This window comes from Thiomicrorhabdus chilensis DSM 12352, from assembly GCF_000483485.1.
In the GTDB taxonomy this organism is placed as follows: Bacteria; Pseudomonadota; Gammaproteobacteria; order Thiomicrospirales; family Thiomicrospiraceae; genus Thiomicrorhabdus; species Thiomicrorhabdus chilensis.
In genome coordinates, this window is sequence record NZ_KI519609.1 from 440,412 (window position 1) to 462,644 (window position 22,233).

Here is a 22,233-nt window from a genome sequence, read left to right on the forward strand (position 1 = left end):
CTTCTTTTGTCGTTTTAGAATGGACAGCCCATCGCTTTGGCGTTTTGTTTGACGGTGTCGCGTTCTTTGCGGTCGGCTTCGGCATCGAAACCGTCGCGCTCATACCAGCCCTGGGTATGTTGCAACACCACTTCCGCCAAGGCTTGGGTGTGGTCGGGGCGGTCGTTCAGACAGACGATGTAACCAAATTTTTCGCCACCGGCCTCTTCGAAATACTCGCGGTTCTCCTCACCAATCTCTTCAATGGTCTCCAGGCAGTCGGCCGAAAAGCCGGGGCAGATCACCTGAATGTCTTTAACGCCTTGTTTGGGCAGGGCCATCATGGTTTCATCGGTGTAAGGTTGCAGCCACGGCTCTTTGCCGAAACGCGACTGGAAGGTGACCTTGTATTCGTCCTTGCTCAATCCCAATTCTTCGGCCACCAGTCTGGAGGTGACGTGGCACTCGCAGTGGTAAGGGTCGCCGTTGTCCAGATAGCGTTGCGGGACGCCGTGATAGGACATGACCAGCAGTTGCGGTTTGCCGTGCTCGGCCTGGTATTCACGGATTGAATTGGCCAATGCTTTGATGTAACCCGGGTGGCGATGGTATTTGTTGATGAAACGCAGTTCCGGAATCCAGCGCCAGGTTTGCAGTTCGGCGGTGACCGCATCAAAGGTCGAGGCACTGGTGGCGGCGGCATATTGTGGATACAGCGGCAATACCAGAATGCGCTGACAGCCTGTGTCCTGAAGTTTTTTCAGGGCGCTGGCAATCGAGGGGTTGCCGTAACGCATGCCCAGCTCAAACTCCACCGGCCCTTGGAAATGCGGGCGAACTTGTTCGGCAATGGCCTCGACCTGGCGCAGGCTGATGTTGAGCAAAGGCGCTCCAGGGCCTTCCGAATCCCACACAGTGGCGTAGGCCTCGGCCGATTTGGCTGGACGGGTATTGAGAATGATGCCGTTGAGAATCAATTTCCACAGCCAGCGTGCTGGTGGTGGCTCGACCACGCGTGGATCCATTAGAAACTCTTTCAGGTACGGTTTGAGTGCCTGTTTGGTGGGAGCGTCCGGTGTGCCAAGGTTGGTGATTAAGATACCGGTGGCGGCTTGGTCGCCGTGCTGATAAGTGGCGTTTCCTTGATAGTGCAAAACAGTGCTCCCTTTGCGAAGAAGTTAAAAACAGTGCCTTCTGCATAAAGTCTTATGGGGAAGGCGTTAAGGCTTTATTCGACCGATTATACCTAATAAAATGGATTATACGTATAAAATCTGTATAAGTTTTTACGAGCCGGACAGGGTGGATGCCGACGAGTGATCTTCATAAGGCTTTAAAATTTCACAAAGCATAGCAAGATTTGAGGCATTAGTGAATCGCTTCGGAAGTTATCGCACTGTTAAGAGTTCGTTCCAGCGTGTGGTGTAGCGTGGCGACATGAGGTTGCGGTTCATCCGCCAGCGGTTTTGTTGTTGTAAACCGCAGTTGGCGAGGTTGAGTGTACCTTTGCCCATTTTGTGGTTGAGTTCGTCCATTACCTGCATTAACTGGTCGGCCTTGGGGTTGCCGGAATAGTGTGGATTGGGGGCGAACAGATCGGTTTGCAGTGCGCCTTTTTCGGACAAGTCGGACAGCGTCACCGCCGCTTTTTGGTAGGCATAGCCCGGTTTCCAAATGTGGTTGAGGGCTTTGATGGCGACTTTGCTGAGCAGGACGCTGTTGTCGCTCGGGTAGATCAGCGGAATTTGGTAGAGGTTGCGGTATTGCGGCCGATCGGTCTGAAAAGGGGGCGTGGTGATGAATACGCTGAGGCGTTTGCAGACGCTGTTTTGTTGGCGCAGTTTTTGTGCCGCCGTGGCGGTGTAGCTGGCGACCGCCTGTTTCATGAGCGCGTGGCTTTCGACCAGCTGTCCAAAAGAGCGGGATGAGATAATTTGCTGTTTGTTCGGGTGGGTTTCATGCAGTGAGAAGCAGGCCTGCCCATTGAGTTCTTCAACGATGCGTTCGACATTGACGGAAAACTGCTTGCGAATCGATTTTGGGCAGGCCTGCTGTAAATCGTAGGCGCTGAGGATGTTTCTGGATTCGAGCTGTTGAGACAGGCGTTTGCCGATTCCCCAGACTTGCCCGACCTTGACCTGTTTCAGCAGCAGGGTTTGCGTGCTGTGAGACAAGGATTCGAAATCCAAAACGCCGTTCAGGTTAGGCTGTTTCTTGGCGAGATGGTTGGCCAGTTTCGCTAGGGTTTTGCTCGAAGCGATGCCCACCGCCACCGGCAGGCCAAGCCATTGATGAACACGCTGTTTGATCTGCTGGGCGTAGTCGCTCAGATTGTCAATCGGCAGGGTGCTGAGTTCCAGAAAGCTTTCGTCAATTGAATAGATTTCTTGATGTGGGGAGAATTGCCCGATGATGTCATGCATGCGCTGACTCATGTCGGCGTAGAGTTCATAGTTGGAGCTGAATACCACGGTGTTGTGCTGTTTGAGCAGTTTGGCGACCTTGAAGTAGGGTTGGAACATCATGCTGTTGGTTCTGGCCGCATGGTAGCCGCCGGAACCGAGTGAGCGACCCAGCTTTTGGTCGAGTGCCTTGGCGTGCGCATTGGCCGCGACAATGCAGCCATCGTTGTTGGATAAGACCACCACCGGTCGTTTTTGCAGCTCGGGTTGAAATGCGATTTGGCAGGAAGCGTAAAATGAATTGCCATCTATCAGGGCGAAGGTCGGCATGAGTCGGTTACCTGGATTAGTCGAGTGAAAGGGTTGGACTGAAATGGTTTGTGTGTGTTAATATGAAAATTGTAACATAATTCAAAAGAGATAACGAGTCATATGGACAAGCTGGACAAAATGGGCAAACGGGGTGAGAGCCAAGAGGCGGAACACGCCGAGAACAAAACACGTAAGCAGACAAACCGGGGAGGTGTCCGCGCAGGAGCGGGGCGGAAAAAAGGCAGCGGTAAATTCGGCGAGCCCACTAAGGTGATGCGTGTGCCGGAATCAAAAGTCGCCCAGATTCAGTCCTGGCTGGAGCGCCAGAAAAAGGGCGAGCAAAAACTGGCAGGCCTGTTGGAGCACTCGGCGTTTAAGGTGCATCAACCGGCCAATGATGAGCGGGTGACACTGCCTTTGTACAGTCATAAGGTGGTGGCTGGATTTCCCAGTCCGGCCGACGATTACATTGAAACCACACTGGATCTCAATGAAAAACTGGTGCGTAATAAAGAGGCGACCTTTCTGCTGGTGGTGGAAGGTGATTCCATGCAAAAAGCCGGGATTCAGGATGGCGATATTCTGGTGGTCGATCGCAGTATTGAGCCGAGCGACGGTAAGATCGTGATCGCGGCGCTGGATGGCGAATTGACCGTTAAACGTTTGTCGGTGAAGTCGACCGGAACCTGGCTGGTGCCCGAAAACGACAATTATCCGCCGATATTGGTCAGGGAAGAGGCGGAGATGGTGATTTGGGGTGTGGTGACCGCCACGATTTCACAGTTTTAATCTCTCACGATGCCCAAAGATAAAAACGCTCTGTCAAAACCGGCAGGCCTGGTGGGGGCGAGTAAAAAACCGATCCTAATAAGGCATATTTTTAGTCCCCAAGTATTTTTAGGTATATAAAACAGTGATTGGGCTTGAAACTTAATGGGGCTCGGCGCAGAATGAATCAACTCCCCCGTTGAATTTGTGTGCAATGAGTAAACGAAATCGTCACTACCTTTTGTTGATATTGGTACTGGGTGGTGCTCTGGCCTTTACCAAAATCCTCTACGACTATGCCGAACAGACCCTTCGGCATGAGGTGCTTTTGGCGCATCAACAGCAGACACAGAGCAAGATTCAGTCCCTGATCAAAGAGCAAAAGAGCGCTTCCATGACGCTGACATTGAGTTTTTCCGAGAACCCATTGGTGCAACGTTTGTTGGTGTTTCAGAATGATGGCCGTAACGCCGAAAAAATAAGCCGCATGGTGGAACGAATCAATGACCAGAATGGTTTTAAAGACCTTTGGGTGCAATTGATTGACCTAAAGGGGCGGAGCATCTACCGAAGCTGGACGGATAAAACCGGCGACAATCTTTCCCTTATTCGATCCGAAATCAATGACCTGCTTAAAATGCCGCGTACGCATCAAGTCATCAGTGTCGGCAAGTTCACCGTGTCGTTTAAATCGATTATGCCGGTTATGGATGACAGCCAACGCTTGCTGGGTCTGCTGGAGGTGATCACCCACTTTACGCCTTTGACACAAAGTCTGCAGCGCGAAACCGGGATCGAATCGGTTTTACTGACGGATAAACGTTTCCGCTCGCAATTGACCAAGGCGATTACCGGAGAGTTTATCGAGGATTATTATGTGACCAACGAAGATGTGTCGCCGACTTTGATTGATGTGATCCAAGAGGCTGGTGTCTCGAGCTTATTGAAAATCGATGGGTACCGGACGGTTGGGCCTTATGTGCTGACTCGGATTCCGATTGAGAACAGCCGACACGAAGTGTTGGGGCAATGGTTGACGTTTACATCGCTGAGTCAGATCAACTTCTCCCAGACAACCTGGGTGTTGCAAAAGTATTTGGTCATCAGTGTCGGCACCATCTTATTGTTGATACTGGTCTTCACAATCTACATGAGCAAGTCCGAATCCGAGCAGAAAAAACTTTATTACCGACAGATCATCGACTCGGTGTCCGATATCATCTATATCTCCAACTACAAACAGATTGTCGATGTGAATAGACACTTTTTCGATTTCTTCAGTGAATTTGTCAGCGTAAAAGATTTTTTACAAAAACATAATTGTGTCTGCGACCTGTTTGAAGAGGAAGAAGGGTTTTTGCACCGAAAGATGGACGGTCTTTATTGGTTGGATTATGTCATGGCACACCCGGAAAAACGCCATAAAGCAAAAATCATCAAAGCCGGAGAGGCGCATGTCTTTCTGGTTAAAGTGAAGCGCATGCGCGGCATCAAAGAGGTGCTCTACAATGTCTTAATGCAGGACATAACGCAGATTGAAGCTTATGAAAAAGAGTTAAAGATATTGAGTGTGACCGACGAGCTGACGGGTGCTGGTAATCGTTTGGCCTGCAATCAGGCTTTGGAACGTGAGATTATTCGTTCACGGCGTTACCAAAAGAAGTTGTCGCTGGTGTTGTTTGACTTGGATCACTTTAAAAACATCAACGACTCCTTTGGGCATGATGTGGGCGATCAGGTGTTGATTGCGGTGACGGCTGAGGTCAAAAGATTGTTGCGTGATACCGATGTGCTGTGCCGCTTTGGGGGAGAGGAGTTTTTGATTGTCATGCCTGAAACCGCTGCACAGGATGCGGCAGATAGTGCGGAACGCTTACGAGCGGCGATTACTTCACTGACGGCGGTGGATGTGCCGGTTCAGGTCACGGTGAGTTTTGGGGTGGCGGAATTGACTCGCTGGGATACCGAATACACCTTGTTGAAACGAGTGGATATGGCGCTGTATCAAGCGAAAGAAAACGGTCGTAATCGGGTTGAATTGGCGGAGTGAAGGTGCTTTTGAAGGTTGAAAAAGGCGCGTTAAAAACAGAAGAACCACCGATTAAATGGTATCATTCGCCTACAAAGTTTACTGTTTTGGAGAGAAAGAATGAGTGTCTTACCGAGTCATTTGAAATATGCACAGACCCATGAATGGGTCTACCTTGATGAGCAAGGCAATGCAGTGGTGGGTATCACCGATTTTGCGCAAGAGTCCTTGGGGGATTTGATGAGTGTCACCTTCCCCGAGTTGGGCGCGGATGTGGCGGCCGAAGACGAAGTGATGTCTCTGGAATCGGTTAAGGCGGCCTCGGAGATTTATGCGCCTGTCAGCGGTGAAATCGTCGCCATTAATGAAGCGCTTGAGGATGAACCGGAATTGATCAATGATGAGCCTTATGACGGGGGGTGGCTATTCAAGATTGCCCCTCATGACGACACTGAACTGGAAGATCTATTATCCGACCATGAATACCAAGCACTGATTGACCAAGCCTGAACCGGCTTAAATTTAAAGGAATCTCTGATTGAATCAGAGGATTCTCAATAGAGTTCAGAAATAACATGCACCCATAGCGGTGCATGTTGTGTTTTGAACAGACCGACCATTAACGATACGTTGCATACAGAATGAAATTAGCCAGTTTACGTTTAAAGAAAAATGAAGAACGCCGCATCAAACAAGGTCACCTTTGGGTGTTCAGTAATGAAGTGGATAATAAAATCACACCCTTAAAGGATTTTGAAGCCGGCCAGCCGGTGATCATAGAAGCGTCGAATGGCAAGCCAGTTGGTATGGGTTATGTGAATCCGAATACGCTAATCTGTGCGCGACTGCTTAGCCGCAGTGCAAAAGTGGAATTCAATATCAAATTTTTGAAACGTCGGATTCAAGAAGCACAAGCTTTGCGTGAACTGAATTTTGACGAACCTTTTTATCGTTTGGTGTTTGCTGAGAGCGATGGTTTGCCTGGGCTGGTCATCGACCGGTTTGGTGACGTGTTTGTGGTGCAGATCACCACCGCCGGGATGGAGAACGTCAAGGCTGATATCCTGCAAGTGTTGGAAAACCTCTATCATCCGCAAGCGGTGGTGATGCGCAATGACTCCAAAAGCCGTGAGTTGGAAGGTTTGCCATTATATGAGGAAGTGGCGTTGGGCAACTTGCCGGAAGAGATTGTGATTGTCGAGAACGGAGCCAAGTTTGCGATTCCCGTTGAAGGGGGTCAGAAAACGGGTTGGTTCTATGATCACCGCATGGCGCGAGCGCGTCTGCAAGGTTTAGTGGCAGGCAAACGAGTATTGGATGTATTCAGTTATTTGGGTGGCTGGGGCATTCAGGCCGCCGTGGCCGGGGCTGAATCGGTGACCTGTGTGGATGCATCAGAGGCGGCTTTGGACGGCGTGGAGCGTAATGCCGAACTTAACGAGGTGTCTGAAAAAGTGACTTTGATACAGGGCAATGCATTTGATGTGCTGAATGCCTTGCGACTGGAGGCAGAGCGCTTTGATGTCGTGATTGTCGATCCGCCAGCGTTTGTGAAACGTAAAAAAGACTTGAAGTCCGGCTCCGAAGGCTATCGACGCATCAATGAGATTGCCATGCGTTTGCTGAACCCGGATGGCATTTTGGTGTCGGCTTCCTGTTCCCACCATATGGGGCGCGACCAGCTTCTGTCACAGGTGCAATCGGCGGCTCGCCATATCGATCGTCAGGTGCAGTTGTTTGATCAGGGGCACCAAGGGCCGGATCATCCGGTGCATCCGGCGATTCCGGAAACCGAATATCTGAAATCGTTTTTCTTGAAAGTATCGCAGAGCTGGTAAGTTGTACAGGCAAGGATTAGGTATGAAGTCGAGCATTCAAGTCACCAACTTTATAGCGAATGAAATCTATGCGATTCATATCCTGTGCGATAAGTTAGAGTGTTTCCGCGTGCCCAACCCGCGATTGGTGCTAGCATTGGGCGTGCAGTTGAAATTGGTGATTGAACTGTTTGAGGCCATGCCGGAAGAAATTCGTGGGCACTTTTCAGAACCACTGGATGTGTTTGTCAAGAGTCTGCCTATGGTTCTTGATGCCCAATCAGGTGACTTTGTCAGTCAAGAGCATAGACAGGTTTTGCGTAATGCCATTCAGCTGTTGATAGAAGACAATGGTCTGCTGGATTTACACTCTGATGATTTTCTGACCAATACCTGGGGTGATTTGTTTGCGGTAAACAATCATGCCATTGTCTCTAAAGCGGATAGGAACGGCACCATCATTTCGGCCAATCCCAAATTTGTCGAGATATCCGGCTACCCGTTGGAAGAGTTGATTGGTGAAGACCATGCGATTTTGAATTCCGGCCGGCACCCTAAAGGCTTTTTCAAGCAGGTCTGGGAAACCATTACCGCAGGAGAAACCTGGCACGGTACGATTTGTAATCGAAATAAAGAGGATCGATTATATTGGGTGGAGTCGACCATTCAACCGATTCTCAATCACAGTGGTGAGATTGAACACTTTATTTCCATTCGCACCGATGTCTCTGCTTTGAAAAAGGCGGAAGAGTCGATGAGAGAAAAAGTCAGAGAGCTTCAGGGAGCCAAGCGGGAAGCCGAAGCTGCCAACCAGGCCAAGTCCGGATTTTTATCCAGTATGAGCCATGAACTCAGAACGCCTTTGAATTCGATCATCGGTTTTTCCGATCTTTTGGCCAATGCTCGCTTGACGGAAAGTCAAAACAGGCAGGTCAATAATATCCGTCAGTCCGGTTACCACTTGCTGGAGCTCATCAATCAGGTGCTGGATCTCTCCACCATTGAATCGGGTAATATGGAGCTTAGCCTGGAAACGGTTGATATGAAAGATGTCATAGACAGTTGTCTATCGACTATTCAGCCCATGGCCGAACGCAATGGCATTGCGGTGGACTACGACAGGCCAAAAAACTGTGACGCGACCATCAAGGCCGATTACACCCGCGTGAAGCAGGTACTGCTAAATTACCTTTCCAATGCGATCAAATACAACAAGGACAACGGTCGCGCTAGCATCAGTTGTGAACGTTTTGAGGTTGGGTCGGATGGTGAAGGGGAAGCCTTCTTGAAAATCAGCGTGGCTGACACCGGGGTGGGGATTCCAGAGTCAAAGCAGCATAAGGTTTTTGAACCCTTTAACCGGCTGGGAATTGAGAGCAAGTCAATCGAGGGCACGGGTATTGGTTTGAACATCAGCCAGAAAATCATTGAGTTGATGAACGGGGAAACCGGCTTCACCAGTGTGGAGGGACAAGGCTCGACCTTTTGGTTTACACTGCCTCTGACGCAAAGGAAAACGGCGGGTGTGTTCGAAGATGTTGCAGAAGGGCAAGCGCTAAATCAGCAAGTTGAACCGTCGAGCAGTCTGAGACTGGGCAGTAAACAGGTGCTCTATATTGAAGATAACCCATTGAACATGCAACTGATGGGCGAAATTTTTGAAATGTTGGATGATTTTGAGCTGACGATTGCGCCTCTGGCAGAGATTGGATTGGAAAAGGCGCGCGAATTGGTGCCGGACTGCATATTTTTTGATTTGGATCTGCCGGGAATGAGTGGGGAAGAGGCTTTTAAAATTTTACGGCAAGAGCCTGATCTGTTGCAAAAAGGCACGTTTATGGTGGCTTTGACGGCCAAGGCAATGTCTGAAGATGTTGAGCGTGGCCATAGACTGGGGTTTGATCGGTATTTAACCAAGCCAATTGATGTAAAAGAGATTGTTCAGTTATTACGTGATTTGAATGGATGAAGCGCTGATGGATGAAACATTGCGACAAGCCTGTATTCTGGTGGTTGACGACCAGGCGGTTAACTTGGAATTGATAGCGGATTTTTTCGAAGAGTACGATTATACCAATACCATCACCTGTTCGAATCCTTTGAATATCAGTATGTTGTTGAACGAAAATTCCGTGGATTTGATTTTATTGGATATCAATATGCCAGTGTTGGATGGCTTCGGTGTGCTTTCGATCATTCGCCAACATTTCCACGAAGCGAATAAGCCGCCGGTGATCATGTTGACTGCGCAGAACGATCAGGAAAACCGTAATAAGGCGCTGGATTCCGGAGCTAATGATTATGTGATGAAACCCTTCAATCAGAAGGAGCTGCTCAGACGTGTTGAGTTGCAGTTGGAAAACTGGTTTTTGCGGAAGCAGTTGCAGCAGCAGAATGAATCATTAGATCAAAAGGTGAGACAGCGCACTCAAGCCTTGAATGATGCTAACCTGGAGATTGTGCACCGACTCGGTCGAGCCGGAGAGTATCGTGATAATGAAACCGGTAACCATGTTAAACGCGTCAGCTTGTTTTCTTATTGGATAGCCCGTCAGGCCGGGCTGGGTGAGCGTCGTGCGCGCTTGATCGAGCTGGGATCGCCGATGCACGATATTGGTAAGATCGGTGTTTCCGACACCATTTTACTCAAGCCGGGAAAATTGACGGAAGAAGAGTATGCAAAAATGCAGGATCATGTGATTATTGGTGCCCGTATTCTGGAAAACTCGCAGTCTGAAATTCTCAAGGTCGCGCATAGAATTGCGCTGACACATCATGAGAAGTTCGATGGCAAGGGGTACCCGCATGGTCTGGCGGGAGAAGATATTCCCATTGAAGGGCGGATTGTCGCGATTGCCGACGTGTTTGATGCTTTGACGTCAGAACGTCCGTACAAAGCCGCCTGGTCGGTGGAAAAAGCGATTGGCCTGTTGGAGAAAGAGAAAGGTCGTCATTTTGATCCGAATCTGGTGGACTGTTTCATCCAGGTGTTGCCGGAAGTGCTGAAAATACGGAATACTTACTTTGAGTCCTAAACGCTTGCAGGATCGCACTCAAAACAGTTTGCAGCAACGTTTGGCAAAAAACTGTTATTGGGATGATCTGGAACATATTCTATGGATTGACTGCCGGCGCATCCTGCCAGCAAGAGGTGTGGTCAAGGTCATCAGCTGGGATAATATGATGCTTGATGCCAACCCCATTCCCGCTTATCCGCCTGAGTTTAAAATATTTACATGGTCGAACTACTCGCAACTGGCCTATTGGCGCAAGCAAATTCCCAAATGGGTGCAAGACAGTTGCGCCTTGTTTCCAACCCATCAATTGACCCTGTTGCACTATTGCGGAAAATATCCGCAGATTCTTGAACTGCTGGACCAGGCTCCATTATTGGCCTGGCGGTTGATATCCTCCGGGCTTCAAGAGCCGGAAGTTGTCGCCTTGCTGTCCGGCAAACGTGTGGAGATGGCCGCGCAAATGGGGTGGCCAGGTAAAGAGGAAACGGTCAAATTTCTGCGTAACCTGCGTTTGCGCTGGGTCAATCAGGAGATTGCCGAACAGGTTGAGCTGTGTCTGCTCGATGAGCGGCGTTTGCAAGCCTTGCAATCTTTGCCGCGCATCAATTCCATGGCGCTTTCTCTAGCTGCCCGCTTTCCTGAATTGATTGGCAGTCGGCTGCATCACGCCTTAGCGCAGTTGCCTTGCCGACCAATGCAGTGCCAGAGTATGGTGGCACTGTTGGAGGATGCCTACCGTCTGGCCGAGGCCCACGCTTTGCCCGAGCAAGAAATCGCCAGAATCGGCCATAGCCGTTATCTGGTGGAGGTAACTCAGATTTACCAAGCTTGGCTCAGTACTGCGATTGAAAGTGCTTTGCAGGACGAGGAGCAGGCCATGCCGGTTTTGTCTGAAAGATTGAAAGCCTCCGCGCAGCCGTTTGTGGTGCTTGACGTATTGGAGGATTGGATTCAATTAAGTTTGTGGCAACAGCATGCCTGGTTCATCGATTTCCCTGACCAAAAAAACGCGGCGGACCTCAAGCTGGTGGCTTGGCTGGACGAAGGCAAGGTCTGGGGTGCACTGCTCAGCACGCTTGGCGGAGAAGAAGGCGAGTCTTCGCAGATTTTTCGGGTTCGCGGCGAGGAAAATAGCCTGCCAAACGCCAAGCCGCTTTCCGACCTACATCTCTGGCAGGCAACCGGAAAACTTTAAAGTCCTGCAAAACAGACTGGCCTGTTCAGTTTGTTTGTCAAACAGAATGTTTCTCTTAGTTCTCCAGAACGCGCTCTTTGCCCATGAGGTCATCGTAGCTTTCACGCGGACGAATCAACCAGGCCTGTTCATTTTGTACCATCACTTCGGCGGCACGTGGGCGGCTGTTGTAGTTGGAACTCATGGTGAAACCGTAAGCTCCAGAGGACATGACCGCCAATAGGTCTCCCGGTTTTAAGTTGAGCTGGCGGTCTTTGCCCAAGAAATCCCCGGTTTCACACACCGGCCCGACGATATCCCATTTTGCTTCGGTACCGTCTGTACGCGGCGTGACCGCCACTATCTCCTGATAGGCCTGATAAAGTGCCGGACGGATCAGGTCATTCATGGCGGCATCGATGATGGCGAAGTTCTTGTGCTCGGTGGGTTTCAAAAACTCCACTTCGGTCAAGAGTACGCCGGCATTACCGGCAATGGCGCGTCCCGGTTCGATGATGATTTCAATCGACGGGTCATCGAGTTTGTCGATGAGTGCTTGGATGTAATCGGCAATCTCCGGTGGGCTTTCGTCCGTGTACTGAATCCCCAGTCCGCCACCCAGATCCAGGTGATGAATGTCGATGCCGACTTCTTGCAGTTGTTCTTTTAAGGCTAAGACCCGTTCGAGCGCGTCCACAAAAGGATCGATTTCGGTCAGCTGAGAACCGATGTGGCAATCGATTCCAATCGGGTTGATGTGTGAACACTCACACGCATCGGCATAAAGCTCCGGCGCGGTGTTGATGTCTACACCGAACTTATTGTCTTTGAGGCCGGTCGAAATATAAGGGTGGGTTTTGGCGTCAACATCGGGGTTCACACGAATTGAGATGTTGGCGATTTTGTCGACTTCTTGCGCCACGGCTTGAATGCGGTCCAGCTCGGCGTGGGATTCGATATTGAAACAGCGAATGCCCACTTCCAGAGCGCGTTTTATCTCGGCAGACTGCTTGGCGACGCCTGAAAACACCACCTTGCCTGGATCGCCTCCAGCGCGTAAAACGCGTTCCAATTCACCTTGTGAGACAATGTCGAATCCGGCTCCCAACTTCGCCAATACGTTTAATACGGCCAGGTTGGAGTTGGTCTTGACGGCGTAGCAGACCAGATGCGGTTGACTCTTGAAGGCTCGATCAAATGCCAGCCAGCGATTTTCCAATTCACTTCTCGAATAGACATACAGCGGTGTGCCAAAGTCTTTTGCCAGTTGTGCCAAATTGACATTCTCGGCGTGAAGCGTGTTGTGTTTGAATTGAAAAGGCTGTCTCATGGCGTTTCCTGTGATGAACTGGATTGAGTGGTATCGGATTCTAGAGCGTTTGGCTGTGCCTGTTGGCTCGCTTCAGCCTTTTGGGCTTCTGGCAGGGTCAAAGGGCCTTTTTTACCGCACCCGGCCAAAAGCGATAGGATACAGATGGCTCCCGCCAGTTTCCAGGTTTTATGACGAACCGAAAAGAGGGGCTTTAATGGCGAATTGGCAAGGCGGTCAAGGCATCTTAAGTCAGGCATTTTTACTGTATTACTCGATTGAAACCGTTAAAATGAGGCTTATTTTAGCAGAAATACAGGATAAACAATGCAAGAAGCGCAACACGACCTGCCAATCATTCTCGAGCCGCCGGGTAAGGCGGAGGCGGCTGTCATCTGGTTGCATGGTTTGGGAGCGGACGGTGAAGATTTTGTGGATCTGGTGCCGCAACTTAAGCTGCCGGAGGATCATGGGATTCGTTTTATTTTTCCGCACGCGCCGCACCAGCCAGTCACTATCAATGGCGGCATGCGCATGCGTTCCTGGTATGACATTCGATCTACCGATTTTATGGGAGACGTCGACGCGGCGGGTATCCGCGTGGCCTGTTACCGCGCATACGACCTCATCAAGCAGCAAATTGATGCGGGCATTCCCGCCGAGAAAATCGTATTGGCGGGGTTTTCCCAAGGCGGACTGGTGGCATTGCATGCGGCATTGAGTTACGAACGCCTATTGGGTGGGGTGCTGGCTTTATCCACCTACTGCCCGATGTACGAACAGTTTTACATGCACCGTGAAATACCCATTATGATGACGCACGGTGAATACGATCAAGTGATTCCGTTGGCCATTGCCCAACATTCCAAGCAGGCCTTGGAGCAGAAGGGCTATCAAATCCAATGGCATTCCTATCCGATGCAACATCAGGTCTGTGCCGAAGAGATTGACGACATCGCGGCTTGGTTGAAACAAATCCTTAAGTTTTAGGAGACGGCGATGAGTGTGGAGTCAGCGTGCCAAACCTTTGTACAAAGCCGGAAAAGCCTGGTTTTAAGTACCTTGTCCCAAGAGGGGGAACTTGAAACCAGTGTTGTGCCGTTTGTAAAGTTGAATCAGACCGATTGGGCCATTTGGGTCAGTGAATTGTCGACTCACACCCAAAACCTACAGGCTTTAACTCAACAAAACAATTTAGAAAGTGGGCTTTCAAAAACGGCAGGCCTGATCAGCGGGTTGTTGTTGGCTGACGAAAGTGATACGCCGCAAATCTTTGCCCGTGAACGCATGAGTGTGCAGTGTAAGGTTTTTCAAGTTGAAAAAGGCACTGAAGTTGAGGAAGTCATTTACAGGCAGTTTAGTGAAAGCTTTGGTGAGGTAGTCGAGGTGCTCAAGACATTGCCGGACTTTCATTTTTTTAAGCTGGAATTGGTCAGAGGGCGTTACATCAAAGGGTTTGGTGCTGCTTATGCGTTTGAGGGGCCACCCTGTCGAAATCTTGATGCCGTTAAAGGTAAATGAGTGACAAGGGATAATCGATTTTAATTGGGGTTATGCATGCGCGCTTTTTGCTGTTTGACAATCAGACAGGTTTTAACCCAGTTTGCAAAAATCGGGTGATCCTTGAGCATGGCATGATAAAGCTCGGATGCGTTGCAGCCTTTTTTGCCGGCGGCAAAGGCGGCAATTTCCAATAGTTTGTCGATATACACATTCGGAAAATGCATGGAGATTTGAAAATAACTGATTTTGGTTAAGATCACCGCATTCAGAACGTAGTTCCACTGATCCGGAGTAAGATTGTATTTATGGGTGTAGAAGTCGGTCGGGCCGTTGAGGCGCATCAATAGCATCTCTTTCAGTGCCGCATAACGGATCAAATCCAAGGCCGGTTCGCGCACGGATAGGGGAACTTTGTCCATGAAAGTAGGATCGACATCGTGACTGCTACCTGGCATAGGAATTCCTCTTTTTTAATCCATTGGTTGCGAAAAGTTCGAGACGTTTCGGGAGTGTGTGATTAAACAATGCATTCATCTAATAAAAACGACTATAAAACGATGTCCATACAGTCTTTGACTTCCTGTTTTTGAATCTGGGTTTGCAGGTAATCCTGCGAGACCCCATCGGGAAACTCAAAATTGATGGCGACGCGTTCAGTTAAGGTTTTGTCATCGGTCCGGGTATCCACAACGGTACCGTCAAATTGCAGGACCTTCTCGTCCTCCGGAAAATACAGGTAGACATCCACCCGGGAATATTGTTCAAAACGTTTGCCTAAATGCACCGCCAAACCACTGGCACTGACATTGGCCATCTGCACTTTCCATTCGGAAGGAAACTGTTTTAGATAGTTGTCTTCGTTGATGTAACGATAAGCCTCCAGGTACGAATCCATGTAGGCGGAAACGTGCCGCAGGGTTTGCACCAGAGGAATCTTGTCAAACTTCGCGGATTCAAAGGTCGAAATCATCTCATCCACCTTAAACCCGTGCGGCAGGTGATCATCCACGGCAAAGTGGGTGGGCGTGGATTTTTCAATACTTGCGACCATGCTGCGCAGGAACGTCATGTATTTCTCTTCAATCATTTTAATGTATTGGTAGGTCTTGGGTGACGAAGGTTCCATCAGACGTGCATGTTGAAAGCCGTTTAGGTGGGTGTGGACACGCATCCAGTATTTGGGGTCTTGACGAGGATTCTGGCCTTCGGAGATGGATAAGGCACACTCACCGAAAAATTCCACAAACTGGATGATTTCATCGAAAATCTTAAGCAGAATTTCAGAGTGCTCTTGAATGCGGTTGGCCCAATGCAAAGCGTGAAATTTTTGGGCTTCTACTTTACTCTTGAAGCTGGCTGGAAAATAGTTGGCACCGGTTGCGTAAATCTCGCGGTCTTTAATCGGTGAACTCGGTACAATAAAATGCCTGACCGGCATATCAATCCGGTAGAAGCGTCGCGCATTTCCTTTTCTAAACCATTTGTTCATTTCTGTGAAGTAGCCGAAATCGGGAAGTTTATGTACTTATTCTATAGAACTTGTACCCCTATTGGTAGGGAAATAAAGCATTTATCACGCCAAAGATAGCGTTCATTACCGCCACGTGAGGTGCAGCCCGTGCTGCAGCGTCCGCTTGAACATTGAGGGGATTCGATCATTTGAATGTGGCCCTGACGGATAAGCGGAGCCATGAGGCCGTGAACAGCCTCTTCGGAGAGGTCGAAATGATTTTGGATGTCTTCGAGGGAGACCTCATGGTGCTGTCTGATGTATTGCTTCAATTGTAAAAGAATCATAAGCGTCTCTCATCGTTACAGTTTCGATCTTGAACTTGTCCCAATTCTGCGCAAGGTTAAGGCAATGCCTGCAAAACCGGTAAGCAGAACCGCCAGCCATATTGCCGAGGTTTCCGGGTGACGACTGAAGTTGGCAAGTTGGTAGAAGCCAACCGCGACGCTGTAACCCAGAAACAGACTCCAACCTCCGCTGGTCAGAGCCCAGCGCCAGCCCAGTTCCTGTTTAATGGCTCCAAAGGTGGCCACGCAGGGAAAGTAGAGCAATACCAGAAGCAGGTAGGCATAGGCACCGATCTGTCCATCAAAGTAGGCGCTCATTTTATCCAGGGTCGAGAGGGTGAAGCCTTGTTCCTCTGCAATCAGCTGTTTGTCATCTATGTTTTCAATCGACTGCAAACCAAGTGGGTCGTTTACATCGGTGACAATGCCGGGCAGGTTCTCGGGAATCGTCAGCACGGCGGTTTTTAAAGCGCCCCAAAAATTATAGGGTGTGTCTTCATCGACAACGGGTGACTCATCCATATTCTGATAGAGTGCGTCTAGTGATCCTACGACCACCTCTTTAGCCAGCAAGCCGGTAATCAAACCGACCGTCGCGGGCCAGTTTTCTTCGGTAATGCCCAGCGGTTCAACCACCGGAGTGGCCGCTCTGGCTACGGTGCTCAAGACTGAGTCGGATTGGTTTTCATGGCCGAAAGTGCCGTCGGTTCCCAAGCTATTGAGAAGATTCAAAGCCAAGACCACCAATACAATGATTTTACCGGCATCCAGGATAAAGCTTTTCAGCTTATTACGGGTATTCAGCAACACATTGAGGGTCGCGGGTTTATGATAAATAGGCAGCTCCATGAGCACCGGTGGCGCTTCACCTGGCAACAAGGTATGTTTGAGAAGCAAGGCGGTCAAGACCGCAGCCAGTATGCCAACCGCATAGAGCGAAAAGACAAATAAGGCCGCATAGTCACTGAAAAAGGCGGTTGCAAACATCACGTAAACCGTCAAACGGGCACTGCACGACATAAACGGGGTCATCATAATGGTCATGATGCGGTCGCGATGATCGGGCAGGGTGCGCGAAGCTAAAACCGCCGGGATATTGCAGCCAAAACCGACCACCAGCGGAATGAACGCCTGTCCGGAAAGGCCGAGGCGACGCATCAGACCATCCATGATGAAAGCGGCGCGTTGCATATAACCGGTTTCTTCAAGTATCGAAAGCAGTAAAAACAGCGCCCCGATGACCGGAATGAAGGTGGCGACCACCTGTATGCCGCTGCCGATACCATGTGCCAAAATAGCAATGAGCCAGTCGGGTGCGTGCAGGCTTTGCAATAAGGCACTCGGGCCGTCCACAAAAATCGCCTGAGCGCCCAGGTCGAAGAAGTCAATGAAAGTATTGCCGACCGTAATCGACAGCGCAAACACCAGATACATGATGAACAGGAAAATAGGCAGCCCCCATAGCGGGTGCAGTATCCAGTGATCAAGCCAGTCGGTGGTGTTGCGGGTGAAACGATCGGTATGGGTCAGGCTGCTGTGGGTGGCATCATGCGCAAACTGAAAATAAAGGTCGGCGGCAATCAATGCCAGATCCTCAGAGTAATGCTGTTCCAGTTTGTTTTTTTCGGCGGCGCAAAAACTCCTCAGTTCCAAGGGAGCCTGCAGCGGGTTGATGAGCATGTGCAAAGTCTTCCAGCAGGAGTCGGAATCGGGTTCCGCTTGCAGGTTGCGCACGGCATGCACCGAATCATGCAAGGTGTCCGGCAGGTCGAAATGCAGATCGGATTTCTTATTGAGCAAGCCCGGAAGTTGCTGTTTAAGTTCGTCGATGCCCTGATTGAAATAGCCGGAAACAGGAATGACCGGACAGCCTAACGATTGTGAAAGGGCATCGATGTCAATTTCCAGGTGGCGTTCATTGAGTAAATCCATGCGGTTGAGCACCACCACTACTGGTAAGCCCATGTGTAAAAGTTGTGCGGTCAGGAATAGCTGGCGTTCAAGACTGGTGGCATCGACCACGTTCAGAATTAAGTCGGTCGGCTGGCATTGAAGATAATCCAGGGCGACCTTTTCATCCAGGCCGGTATGACTGGACATCTCCAGACTGTAAACCCCAGGCAGATCCATGAGATGGAAGTGTTTGTCGCCGATGTCCATAAAACCCGACTTACGTTCAACGGTTACGCCCGGCCAATTCCCTGTTGTTTGCTGGGCACCGGTCAAACGGTTGAATAACGTGGTTTTACCGCAGTTGGGGCTGCCTATCAGAGCAATCTGATAGGCATGCTTGGCGTGCTTTTTGAATTTGATTTTGGGTTTGACGACGGTCATGACAGCACTTCCACTTCGATGTTTTCGGCAATTCTGTGGTCTATGGCAAACCGACTGCCGTCGACACACACCACCAGATTGTGGCCACGAAGCATAATCAATTTGACAATGCTGTGGGTGTGAAATCCAAGGTTGACCAAGCGCATTTTGGTTTCCAATGCGCCTTTAAGGGCTGTGATTTCGCCGGTTTGGCCAACCTGGCACTGATTGAGGGTAAGGGTGTGTGTTTGCATCAATAAATGATAATTGTTTTTATTTAAAAAGTTAAACGCTAGAGTAGCAAACTCCCGCTAAAATCACAAGTCAAATGATATTTGTTTGCATTTAAACAGCGTGGCTGAGGAGGCTTATTGTCCAACGTTTTACGGGCTAATTAAGCCCGTTTTTTTCAGGAAAAGGTGTGTTTTCGGCTTTAAAGTTGTGATTTTTTTTGCACCTTGTAGAGCGCGACTTCACCGAGTAAGTTCGGTGCGATCTTCATGCCCAGCGTGCTTTGATGTTCCGAGTTGACCACCGCACGCTCCATCACCTCAATTCCTTTTGAATGACACAGGTCTTCAAAATCATTGAAGGTACACATGTGGATATTGGGGGTGTCGTACCAATGATAAGGCAAGGTACTGGTCTCCGGCATGCGTCCTCGAAACAACAGCTGGCCGCGCATACGCCAGTGGCCGAAGTTTGGAAAGGTGATGATGCTTTGTTTGCCAACGGCAAGCATGTCGTCCAGCAATTCATCGGGTCGCTTCACCACCTGCAGTGCTTGTGTCATGATGACGAAATCAAAAGAACCCTCATCAAAATATTCGCAGATATCGTGATTGTTCAGGTTGCTTTGAATGACATTGATTCCTGCTTCAATCGCCTGGATGTTTTTGTCGGGATCCAGCTCCATGCCGTAGCCGGTCACCTTATGGGTCTGGATCAGGTGGGTAAGTAGTTTGGCATCACCACAGCCCAAGTCCAATACTCGGCTATTGGGGGTGATCCAGTCAGAAATCAATTTGAATTCCGGGGAGATAGGGGCATTCAGTGTATTCATGATACGGACTCCCTGTTTTCGTTATGGGGGCGGATTTCATTAAGCACGCGCTGCATATAGGCTTTGAAAACGCCTTGATAATGCGGATTGGGCAATAAGAAAGCATCGTGGCCATGTTCCGAGGAGATTTCCGCATAACTGACATCGGCATCGTTATCGAGCAGAGCTTTGACAATTTCATGTGAACGAGCGGGCGAAAAACGCCAATCCGAAGTGAACGACACCACCAGAAACTTGGCACAGGCCTGCGACAATGCTTTGCTCAAATCGTGGTCGAACTCGGAGGCCGGATCAAAGTAATCCAAGGCTTTGGTCATCAACAGATAGGTATTGGCGTCAAAATTCTGTTTGGTGGCAAACTTTTCGCCCTGGTAACGCAAATAACTTTCGACTTGGAATTCCACGCCATAGTTGTATTGCAGTTTGTCTTCACGTAATTCGCGGCCGAATTTGCTTCCCATCATATCATCGGACAGATAGGTCAAATGTCCGAGCATTCGGGCCAAAGCCAATCCCTGTTTGGGGGTGGTGCCGGCTTCGATAAAGCGCCCGTCATGAAAGTCGGGATCGGACATGATGGCGCGTCTGGCGACTTCGTTAAAGGCGATGTTTTGCGCCGAGAGTTTCGGAGCGGCAGCAATCACCACCGCATGGCGCAGCTTGTCAGGATAGTCGATCGCCCATTGCAACACCTGCATGCCACCCATGGAGCCACCGACCAAAGCCGCCCACTGTTCGATTTCGAGGTGCTTGCGCAATTCATTTTGCGAGTTGACCCAGTCCCGACAGGTCATAATCGGAAAATCCGGGCCGTACACTTGGCCGGTTTCCGGGTTGAGAGAGGTTGGTCCGGTGCTGCCGCGACAACCGCCCAGGTTATTGGAACATACCACAAAAAACTGGTTGGTATCGATCGCTTTTCCGGGGCCGATATAGCCGCTCCACCATCCCGGTTTGCCGTCCGCATCAACACCGCTTACATGGTGGTCGCCGCTGAGCGCGTGGCAGACCAGAATGGCGTTGGATGCATCGGCATTGAGTTTCCCATAGGTTTCATACACCAGTTCATATTCGGGCAAAACCGCCCCACTGACCATTTCAAGAGGCGTGCTTACCTTGAGGGTTTGCGGTTGGGTGATTTCAGTGTGGTCATTCATCGTTGAATTCATTTTGTCCTGGTCACCTTACAGTAAGCCTTGCGCGACTTGCACAATCGAGCCGACCACCACAATCTGAAACAGTTTGATGGATACGATGGCGGCAATCGGCGATAAGTCCAGCCCGCTGATCGGTGGGATTAAACGTTGAAACGGCGTCAGAATCGGGCGCGTCAGTTGATTGAAGATTTCAGTATTGGGATTGTACCCCGGCGAGACCCAGCTGAGAATGACCTGAATGATGATCAGCCAGAACATCATGTCCAACAGTTGATTCATGATTTCGGTGGTCGAGGCAAGGACAATGGCCGCCACCCCAAAATCACGTTCGGTCAACAGGCCGATGACCCATACAAACAGGCCTTGAATCACCAGAGCGGTGACAATCGCGGCCCAGTCCCAACGTCCACGTGAAGGCAGGACTTTATTGGCGGGGGCGCATAACGGGTTGGTCACCTTGGCCACGAAGTGCACAATCGGATTACGCCAGTCGACGTGTGCGACGCGCATTAAAAAACGCAACATCAAAACGAAAATCACCAGTCCGATCAGGAACTGAAACAAAAACAGACCGCCTTGACCAACGGGTGAGCTAAAGGTTTCCATTAAACATCGTCTCCTAATTCATTGGCTAATTCTACCGCCCGGTTTTGAGCCGCCAGCATCGCTTTTTTGATCATGTCGCGCAGGCCTTCGGCTTCAAAGGTGTTGATCGCCTGCTCCGTTGTGCCATTGGGTGAGGTGACGTTTTGGCGCAGTTCGGCGCAATTCAGATTGCTTTCCATCACCATCTTGGCCGCCCCAAAAGCGGTCTGCATAGTGAGCAGGTGGGCGGTTTTGGCATCCAGTCCCATTTCTTGAGCCGTTTGTTCCATGGCTTCCATAAACAGAAAGTAGTAAGCCGGGCCGCTGCCCGATAAAGCGGTGACCACATCCAGTTGGGATTCTTCGTTGACCCAAATGGTCAGGCCTGCCGCGCGCATAATGTGCTCGGCCTGGTTTTTCTGTTCTTGACTGACTTGAGGGTTGGCATAAAGGCCGGTTGCGCCGCTTTGAATCAAGGCCGGCGTATTCGGCATGGTGCGCACAATCGCCTGATTCCCGCCCAACCAGCGATTGATGTCGTTGGAGCGAATGCCCGCCGCGACTGACAGAATTAGGGGATTGGATTTCTGAATGCTGTCTTGGATGCTTTTACAGACCGCTTGCAGAATCTGCGGTTTGACCGCCAGGATGACAATGTCGGCTTGTTGAATCGCCTGATTGTTGTCTTCATAACACGCGATGCCGAAGGTTTCCGTCAAATGATTGCGTTGTGACAGAGTGGGGTCGGTGGCGAGGATGTTGGCTTTGGGGTAGCCGCTGGCAATCAGACCGCCTATCAGGCTTTTGGCCATGTTTCCGCCGCCAATAAAACACAAAGTTGCTTGCATAGTCAGATGAATCCGTTTTGAAAAAGACAATATTCCTTATTATAAAGGATAAACGCCCAAAAAATAGCCTAAGGAACCTCTGCACGAATCAGTTTGAGTTTCTGCGGGACTTAAAGCCTACCTATTCTAGGCGTGGCTCGCCGACCTTAGTCATTCTAAG

The 22,233-nt window shown here is 49.9% G+C and carries 22 protein-coding genes; 9 read left to right on the plus strand and 13 right to left on the minus strand.

The features are described from left to right. Positions 1-14: 14 nt before the first annotated feature. Together hemH and B076_RS0102105 are read right to left on the minus strand one after the other, a co-directional pair. Positions 15-1,133, minus strand: coding sequence for a ferrochelatase (gene hemH / locus B076_RS0102100; RefSeq protein WP_028485849.1), 1,119 nt, complete (start codon positions 1,131-1,133; stop codon positions 15-17). 234 nt (positions 1,134-1,367) lie between these two features. Next, positions 1,368-2,711 carry a Y-family DNA polymerase gene (locus B076_RS0102105; RefSeq protein WP_028485850.1) on the minus strand — a complete coding sequence of 448 codons (1,344 nt, stop codon included), beginning with the start codon at positions 2,709-2,711 and terminating at the stop codon, positions 1,368-1,370. Between the two features lie 102 nt (positions 2,712-2,813). Between B076_RS0102105 and B076_RS11835 the strand changes: the two genes are divergently transcribed. From B076_RS11835 to B076_RS0102140, 7 genes are all read left to right on the plus strand, one after another. Further along, complete coding sequence (locus B076_RS11835) at positions 2,814-3,482, plus strand: LexA family protein (protein ID WP_245566300.1); 669 nt, start codon at positions 2,814-2,816, stop codon at positions 3,480-3,482. Positions 3,483-3,675: 193 nt separating this feature from the next. Continuing rightward, entirely contained in the window at positions 3,676-5,511 is a 1,836-nt protein-coding gene (locus B076_RS12910; protein WP_051347117.1) for a sensor domain-containing diguanylate cyclase, read from the plus strand. A gap of 99 nt (positions 5,512-5,610) precedes the next feature. Beyond that, complete coding sequence (gene gcvH / locus B076_RS0102120) at positions 5,611-6,000, plus strand: glycine cleavage system protein GcvH (RefSeq protein ID WP_028485851.1); 390 nt, start codon at positions 5,611-5,613, stop codon at positions 5,998-6,000. A 131-nt stretch (positions 6,001-6,131) separates the two neighbouring features. After that, a complete protein-coding gene (locus B076_RS0102125) occupies positions 6,132-7,328 on the plus strand; it encodes a class I SAM-dependent rRNA methyltransferase (protein WP_028485852.1) in 1,197 nt (398 codons plus the stop codon). A 22-nt stretch (positions 7,329-7,350) separates the two neighbouring features. After that, positions 7,351-9,276, plus strand: coding sequence for a PAS domain-containing hybrid sensor histidine kinase/response regulator (locus B076_RS12915; protein WP_051347118.1), 1,926 nt, complete (start codon positions 7,351-7,353; stop codon positions 9,274-9,276). Then, a complete protein-coding gene (locus tag B076_RS0102135; RefSeq protein WP_051347119.1) occupies positions 9,269-10,342 on the plus strand; it encodes an HD domain-containing phosphohydrolase in 1,074 nt (357 codons plus the stop codon). Before B076_RS12915 ends, B076_RS0102135 begins: the two co-directional genes overlap by 8 nt. Continuing rightward, positions 10,332-11,519 (plus strand): hypothetical protein, encoded by a 1,188-nt coding sequence (locus B076_RS0102140; RefSeq protein ID WP_245566301.1) that lies wholly within the window; start codon positions 10,332-10,334, stop codon positions 11,517-11,519. The genes B076_RS0102135 and B076_RS0102140 overlap by 11 nt, the downstream gene beginning before the upstream one ends. Before the next feature lie 55 nt (positions 11,520-11,574). Here B076_RS0102140 and lysA read toward each other — a convergent pair whose 3' ends face one another. After that, positions 11,575-12,828 carry a diaminopimelate decarboxylase gene (gene lysA, locus B076_RS0102145; RefSeq protein WP_028485855.1) on the minus strand — a complete coding sequence of 418 codons (1,254 nt, stop codon included), beginning with the start codon at positions 12,826-12,828 and terminating at the stop codon, positions 11,575-11,577. Continuing rightward, entirely contained in the window at positions 12,825-13,067 is a 243-nt protein-coding gene (lptM, locus tag B076_RS0102150; RefSeq protein ID WP_028485856.1) for an LPS translocon maturation chaperone LptM, read from the minus strand. Before lptM ends, lysA begins: the two co-directional genes overlap by 4 nt. A 67-nt stretch (positions 13,068-13,134) precedes the next feature. Here lptM and B076_RS0102155 point away from each other — a divergent pair, with 67 nt between their 5' ends. Both B076_RS0102155 and B076_RS11850 read left to right on the plus strand, forming a co-directional pair. Beyond that, on the plus strand, positions 13,135-13,797 hold the full coding sequence (locus B076_RS0102155; RefSeq protein WP_028485857.1) for an alpha/beta hydrolase: 663 nt from the start codon (positions 13,135-13,137) through the stop codon (positions 13,795-13,797). A 9-nt stretch (positions 13,798-13,806) separates the two neighbouring features. Then, positions 13,807-14,328, plus strand: coding sequence for a HugZ family pyridoxamine 5'-phosphate oxidase (locus tag B076_RS11850; RefSeq protein WP_051347121.1), 522 nt, complete (start codon positions 13,807-13,809; stop codon positions 14,326-14,328). Between the two features lie 20 nt (positions 14,329-14,348). On the opposite strand, the gene B076_RS11855 is transcribed toward B076_RS11850, so the two are convergent. The 9 genes from B076_RS11855 to proC all read right to left on the minus strand — a co-directional run bounded on the left by B076_RS11855 (position 14,349) and on the right by proC (position 22,073). After that, on the minus strand, positions 14,349-14,765 hold the full coding sequence (locus B076_RS11855) for a hypothetical protein (protein ID WP_051347122.1): 417 nt from the start codon (positions 14,763-14,765) through the stop codon (positions 14,349-14,351). Between the two features lie 92 nt (positions 14,766-14,857). Next, on the minus strand, positions 14,858-15,799 hold the full coding sequence (locus B076_RS0102170) for a PilZ domain-containing protein (protein ID WP_028485858.1): 942 nt from the start codon (positions 15,797-15,799) through the stop codon (positions 14,858-14,860). Between the two features lie 41 nt (positions 15,800-15,840). After that, complete coding sequence (locus tag B076_RS13135) at positions 15,841-16,107, minus strand: FeoC-like transcriptional regulator (RefSeq protein ID WP_084205680.1); 267 nt, start codon at positions 16,105-16,107, stop codon at positions 15,841-15,843. A gap of 15 nt (positions 16,108-16,122) precedes the next feature. Beyond that, positions 16,123-18,441, minus strand: coding sequence for a Fe(2+) transporter permease subunit FeoB (gene feoB, locus B076_RS0102180; protein WP_028485859.1), 2,319 nt, complete (start codon positions 18,439-18,441; stop codon positions 16,123-16,125). Next, positions 18,438-18,674: a FeoA family protein gene (locus tag B076_RS0102185; RefSeq protein WP_028485860.1), complete on the minus strand. Its 237-nt coding sequence runs from the start codon at positions 18,672-18,674 to the stop codon at positions 18,438-18,440. Before B076_RS0102185 ends, feoB begins: the two co-directional genes overlap by 4 nt. A gap of 179 nt (positions 18,675-18,853) precedes the next feature. Continuing rightward, positions 18,854-19,483, minus strand: a complete 630-nt coding sequence (gene metW / locus B076_RS0102190; protein WP_028485861.1) for a methionine biosynthesis protein MetW — start codon at positions 19,481-19,483, stop codon at positions 18,854-18,856. After that, positions 19,480-20,652 (minus strand): homoserine O-succinyltransferase MetX, encoded by a 1,173-nt coding sequence (gene metX / locus B076_RS0102195; RefSeq protein ID WP_245566302.1) that lies wholly within the window; start codon positions 20,650-20,652, stop codon positions 19,480-19,482. The genes metW and metX overlap by 4 nt, the downstream gene beginning before the upstream one ends. Before the next feature lie 15 nt (positions 20,653-20,667). After that, entirely contained in the window at positions 20,668-21,246 is a 579-nt protein-coding gene (locus B076_RS0102200; RefSeq protein WP_028485863.1) for a YggT family protein, read from the minus strand. Continuing rightward, positions 21,246-22,073, minus strand: coding sequence for a pyrroline-5-carboxylate reductase (proC, locus tag B076_RS0102205; RefSeq protein WP_028485864.1), 828 nt, complete (start codon positions 22,071-22,073; stop codon positions 21,246-21,248). Before proC ends, B076_RS0102200 begins: the two co-directional genes overlap by 1 nt. Between the last annotated feature and the right edge of the window lie 160 nt (positions 22,074-22,233).

Coding starts and splice junctions, on each gene's coding strand:
- B076_RS0102105 (WP_028485850.1), bottom strand. CDS start 2,711: ATGCCGACCTTCGCCCTGATAGATGGCAATTCATTTTACGCTTCCTGC.
- B076_RS11835 (WP_245566300.1), top strand. CDS start 2,814: ATGGACAAGCTGGACAAAATGGGCAAACGGGGTGAGAGCCAAGAGGCG.
- B076_RS12910 (WP_051347117.1), top strand. CDS start 3,676: ATGAGTAAACGAAATCGTCACTACCTTTTGTTGATATTGGTACTGGGT.
- gcvH (WP_028485851.1), top strand. CDS start 5,611: ATGAGTGTCTTACCGAGTCATTTGAAATATGCACAGACCCATGAATGG.
- B076_RS0102125 (WP_028485852.1), top strand. CDS start 6,132: ATGAAATTAGCCAGTTTACGTTTAAAGAAAAATGAAGAACGCCGCATC.
- B076_RS12915 (WP_051347118.1), top strand. CDS start 7,351: ATGAAGTCGAGCATTCAAGTCACCAACTTTATAGCGAATGAAATCTAT.
- B076_RS0102135 (WP_051347119.1), top strand. CDS start 9,269: ATGGATGAAGCGCTGATGGATGAAACATTGCGACAAGCCTGTATTCTG.
- lysA (WP_028485855.1), bottom strand. CDS start 12,828: ATGAGACAGCCTTTTCAATTCAAACACAACACGCTTCACGCCGAGAAT.
- lptM (WP_028485856.1), bottom strand. CDS start 13,067: ATGCCTGACTTAAGATGCCTTGACCGCCTTGCCAATTCGCCATTAAAG.
- B076_RS0102155 (WP_028485857.1), top strand. CDS start 13,135: ATGCAAGAAGCGCAACACGACCTGCCAATCATTCTCGAGCCGCCGGGT.
- B076_RS11850 (WP_051347121.1), top strand. CDS start 13,807: ATGAGTGTGGAGTCAGCGTGCCAAACCTTTGTACAAAGCCGGAAAAGC.
- B076_RS11855 (WP_051347122.1), bottom strand. CDS start 14,765: ATGCCAGGTAGCAGTCACGATGTCGATCCTACTTTCATGGACAAAGTT.
- B076_RS0102170 (WP_028485858.1), bottom strand. CDS start 15,799: ATGAACAAATGGTTTAGAAAAGGAAATGCGCGACGCTTCTACCGGATT.
- B076_RS13135 (WP_084205680.1), bottom strand. CDS start 16,107: ATGATTCTTTTACAATTGAAGCAATACATCAGACAGCACCATGAGGTC.
- feoB (WP_028485859.1), bottom strand. CDS start 18,441: ATGACCGTCGTCAAACCCAAAATCAAATTCAAAAAGCACGCCAAGCAT.
- B076_RS0102185 (WP_028485860.1), bottom strand. CDS start 18,674: ATGCAAACACACACCCTTACCCTCAATCAGTGCCAGGTTGGCCAAACC.
- metW (WP_028485861.1), bottom strand. CDS start 19,483: ATGAATACACTGAATGCCCCTATCTCCCCGGAATTCAAATTGATTTCT.
- metX (WP_245566302.1), bottom strand. CDS start 20,652: ATGAATTCAACGATGAATGACCACACTGAAATCACCCAACCGCAAACC.
- B076_RS0102200 (WP_028485863.1), bottom strand. CDS start 21,246: ATGGAAACCTTTAGCTCACCCGTTGGTCAAGGCGGTCTGTTTTTGTTT.
- proC (WP_028485864.1), bottom strand. CDS start 22,073: ATGCAAGCAACTTTGTGTTTTATTGGCGGCGGAAACATGGCCAAAAGC.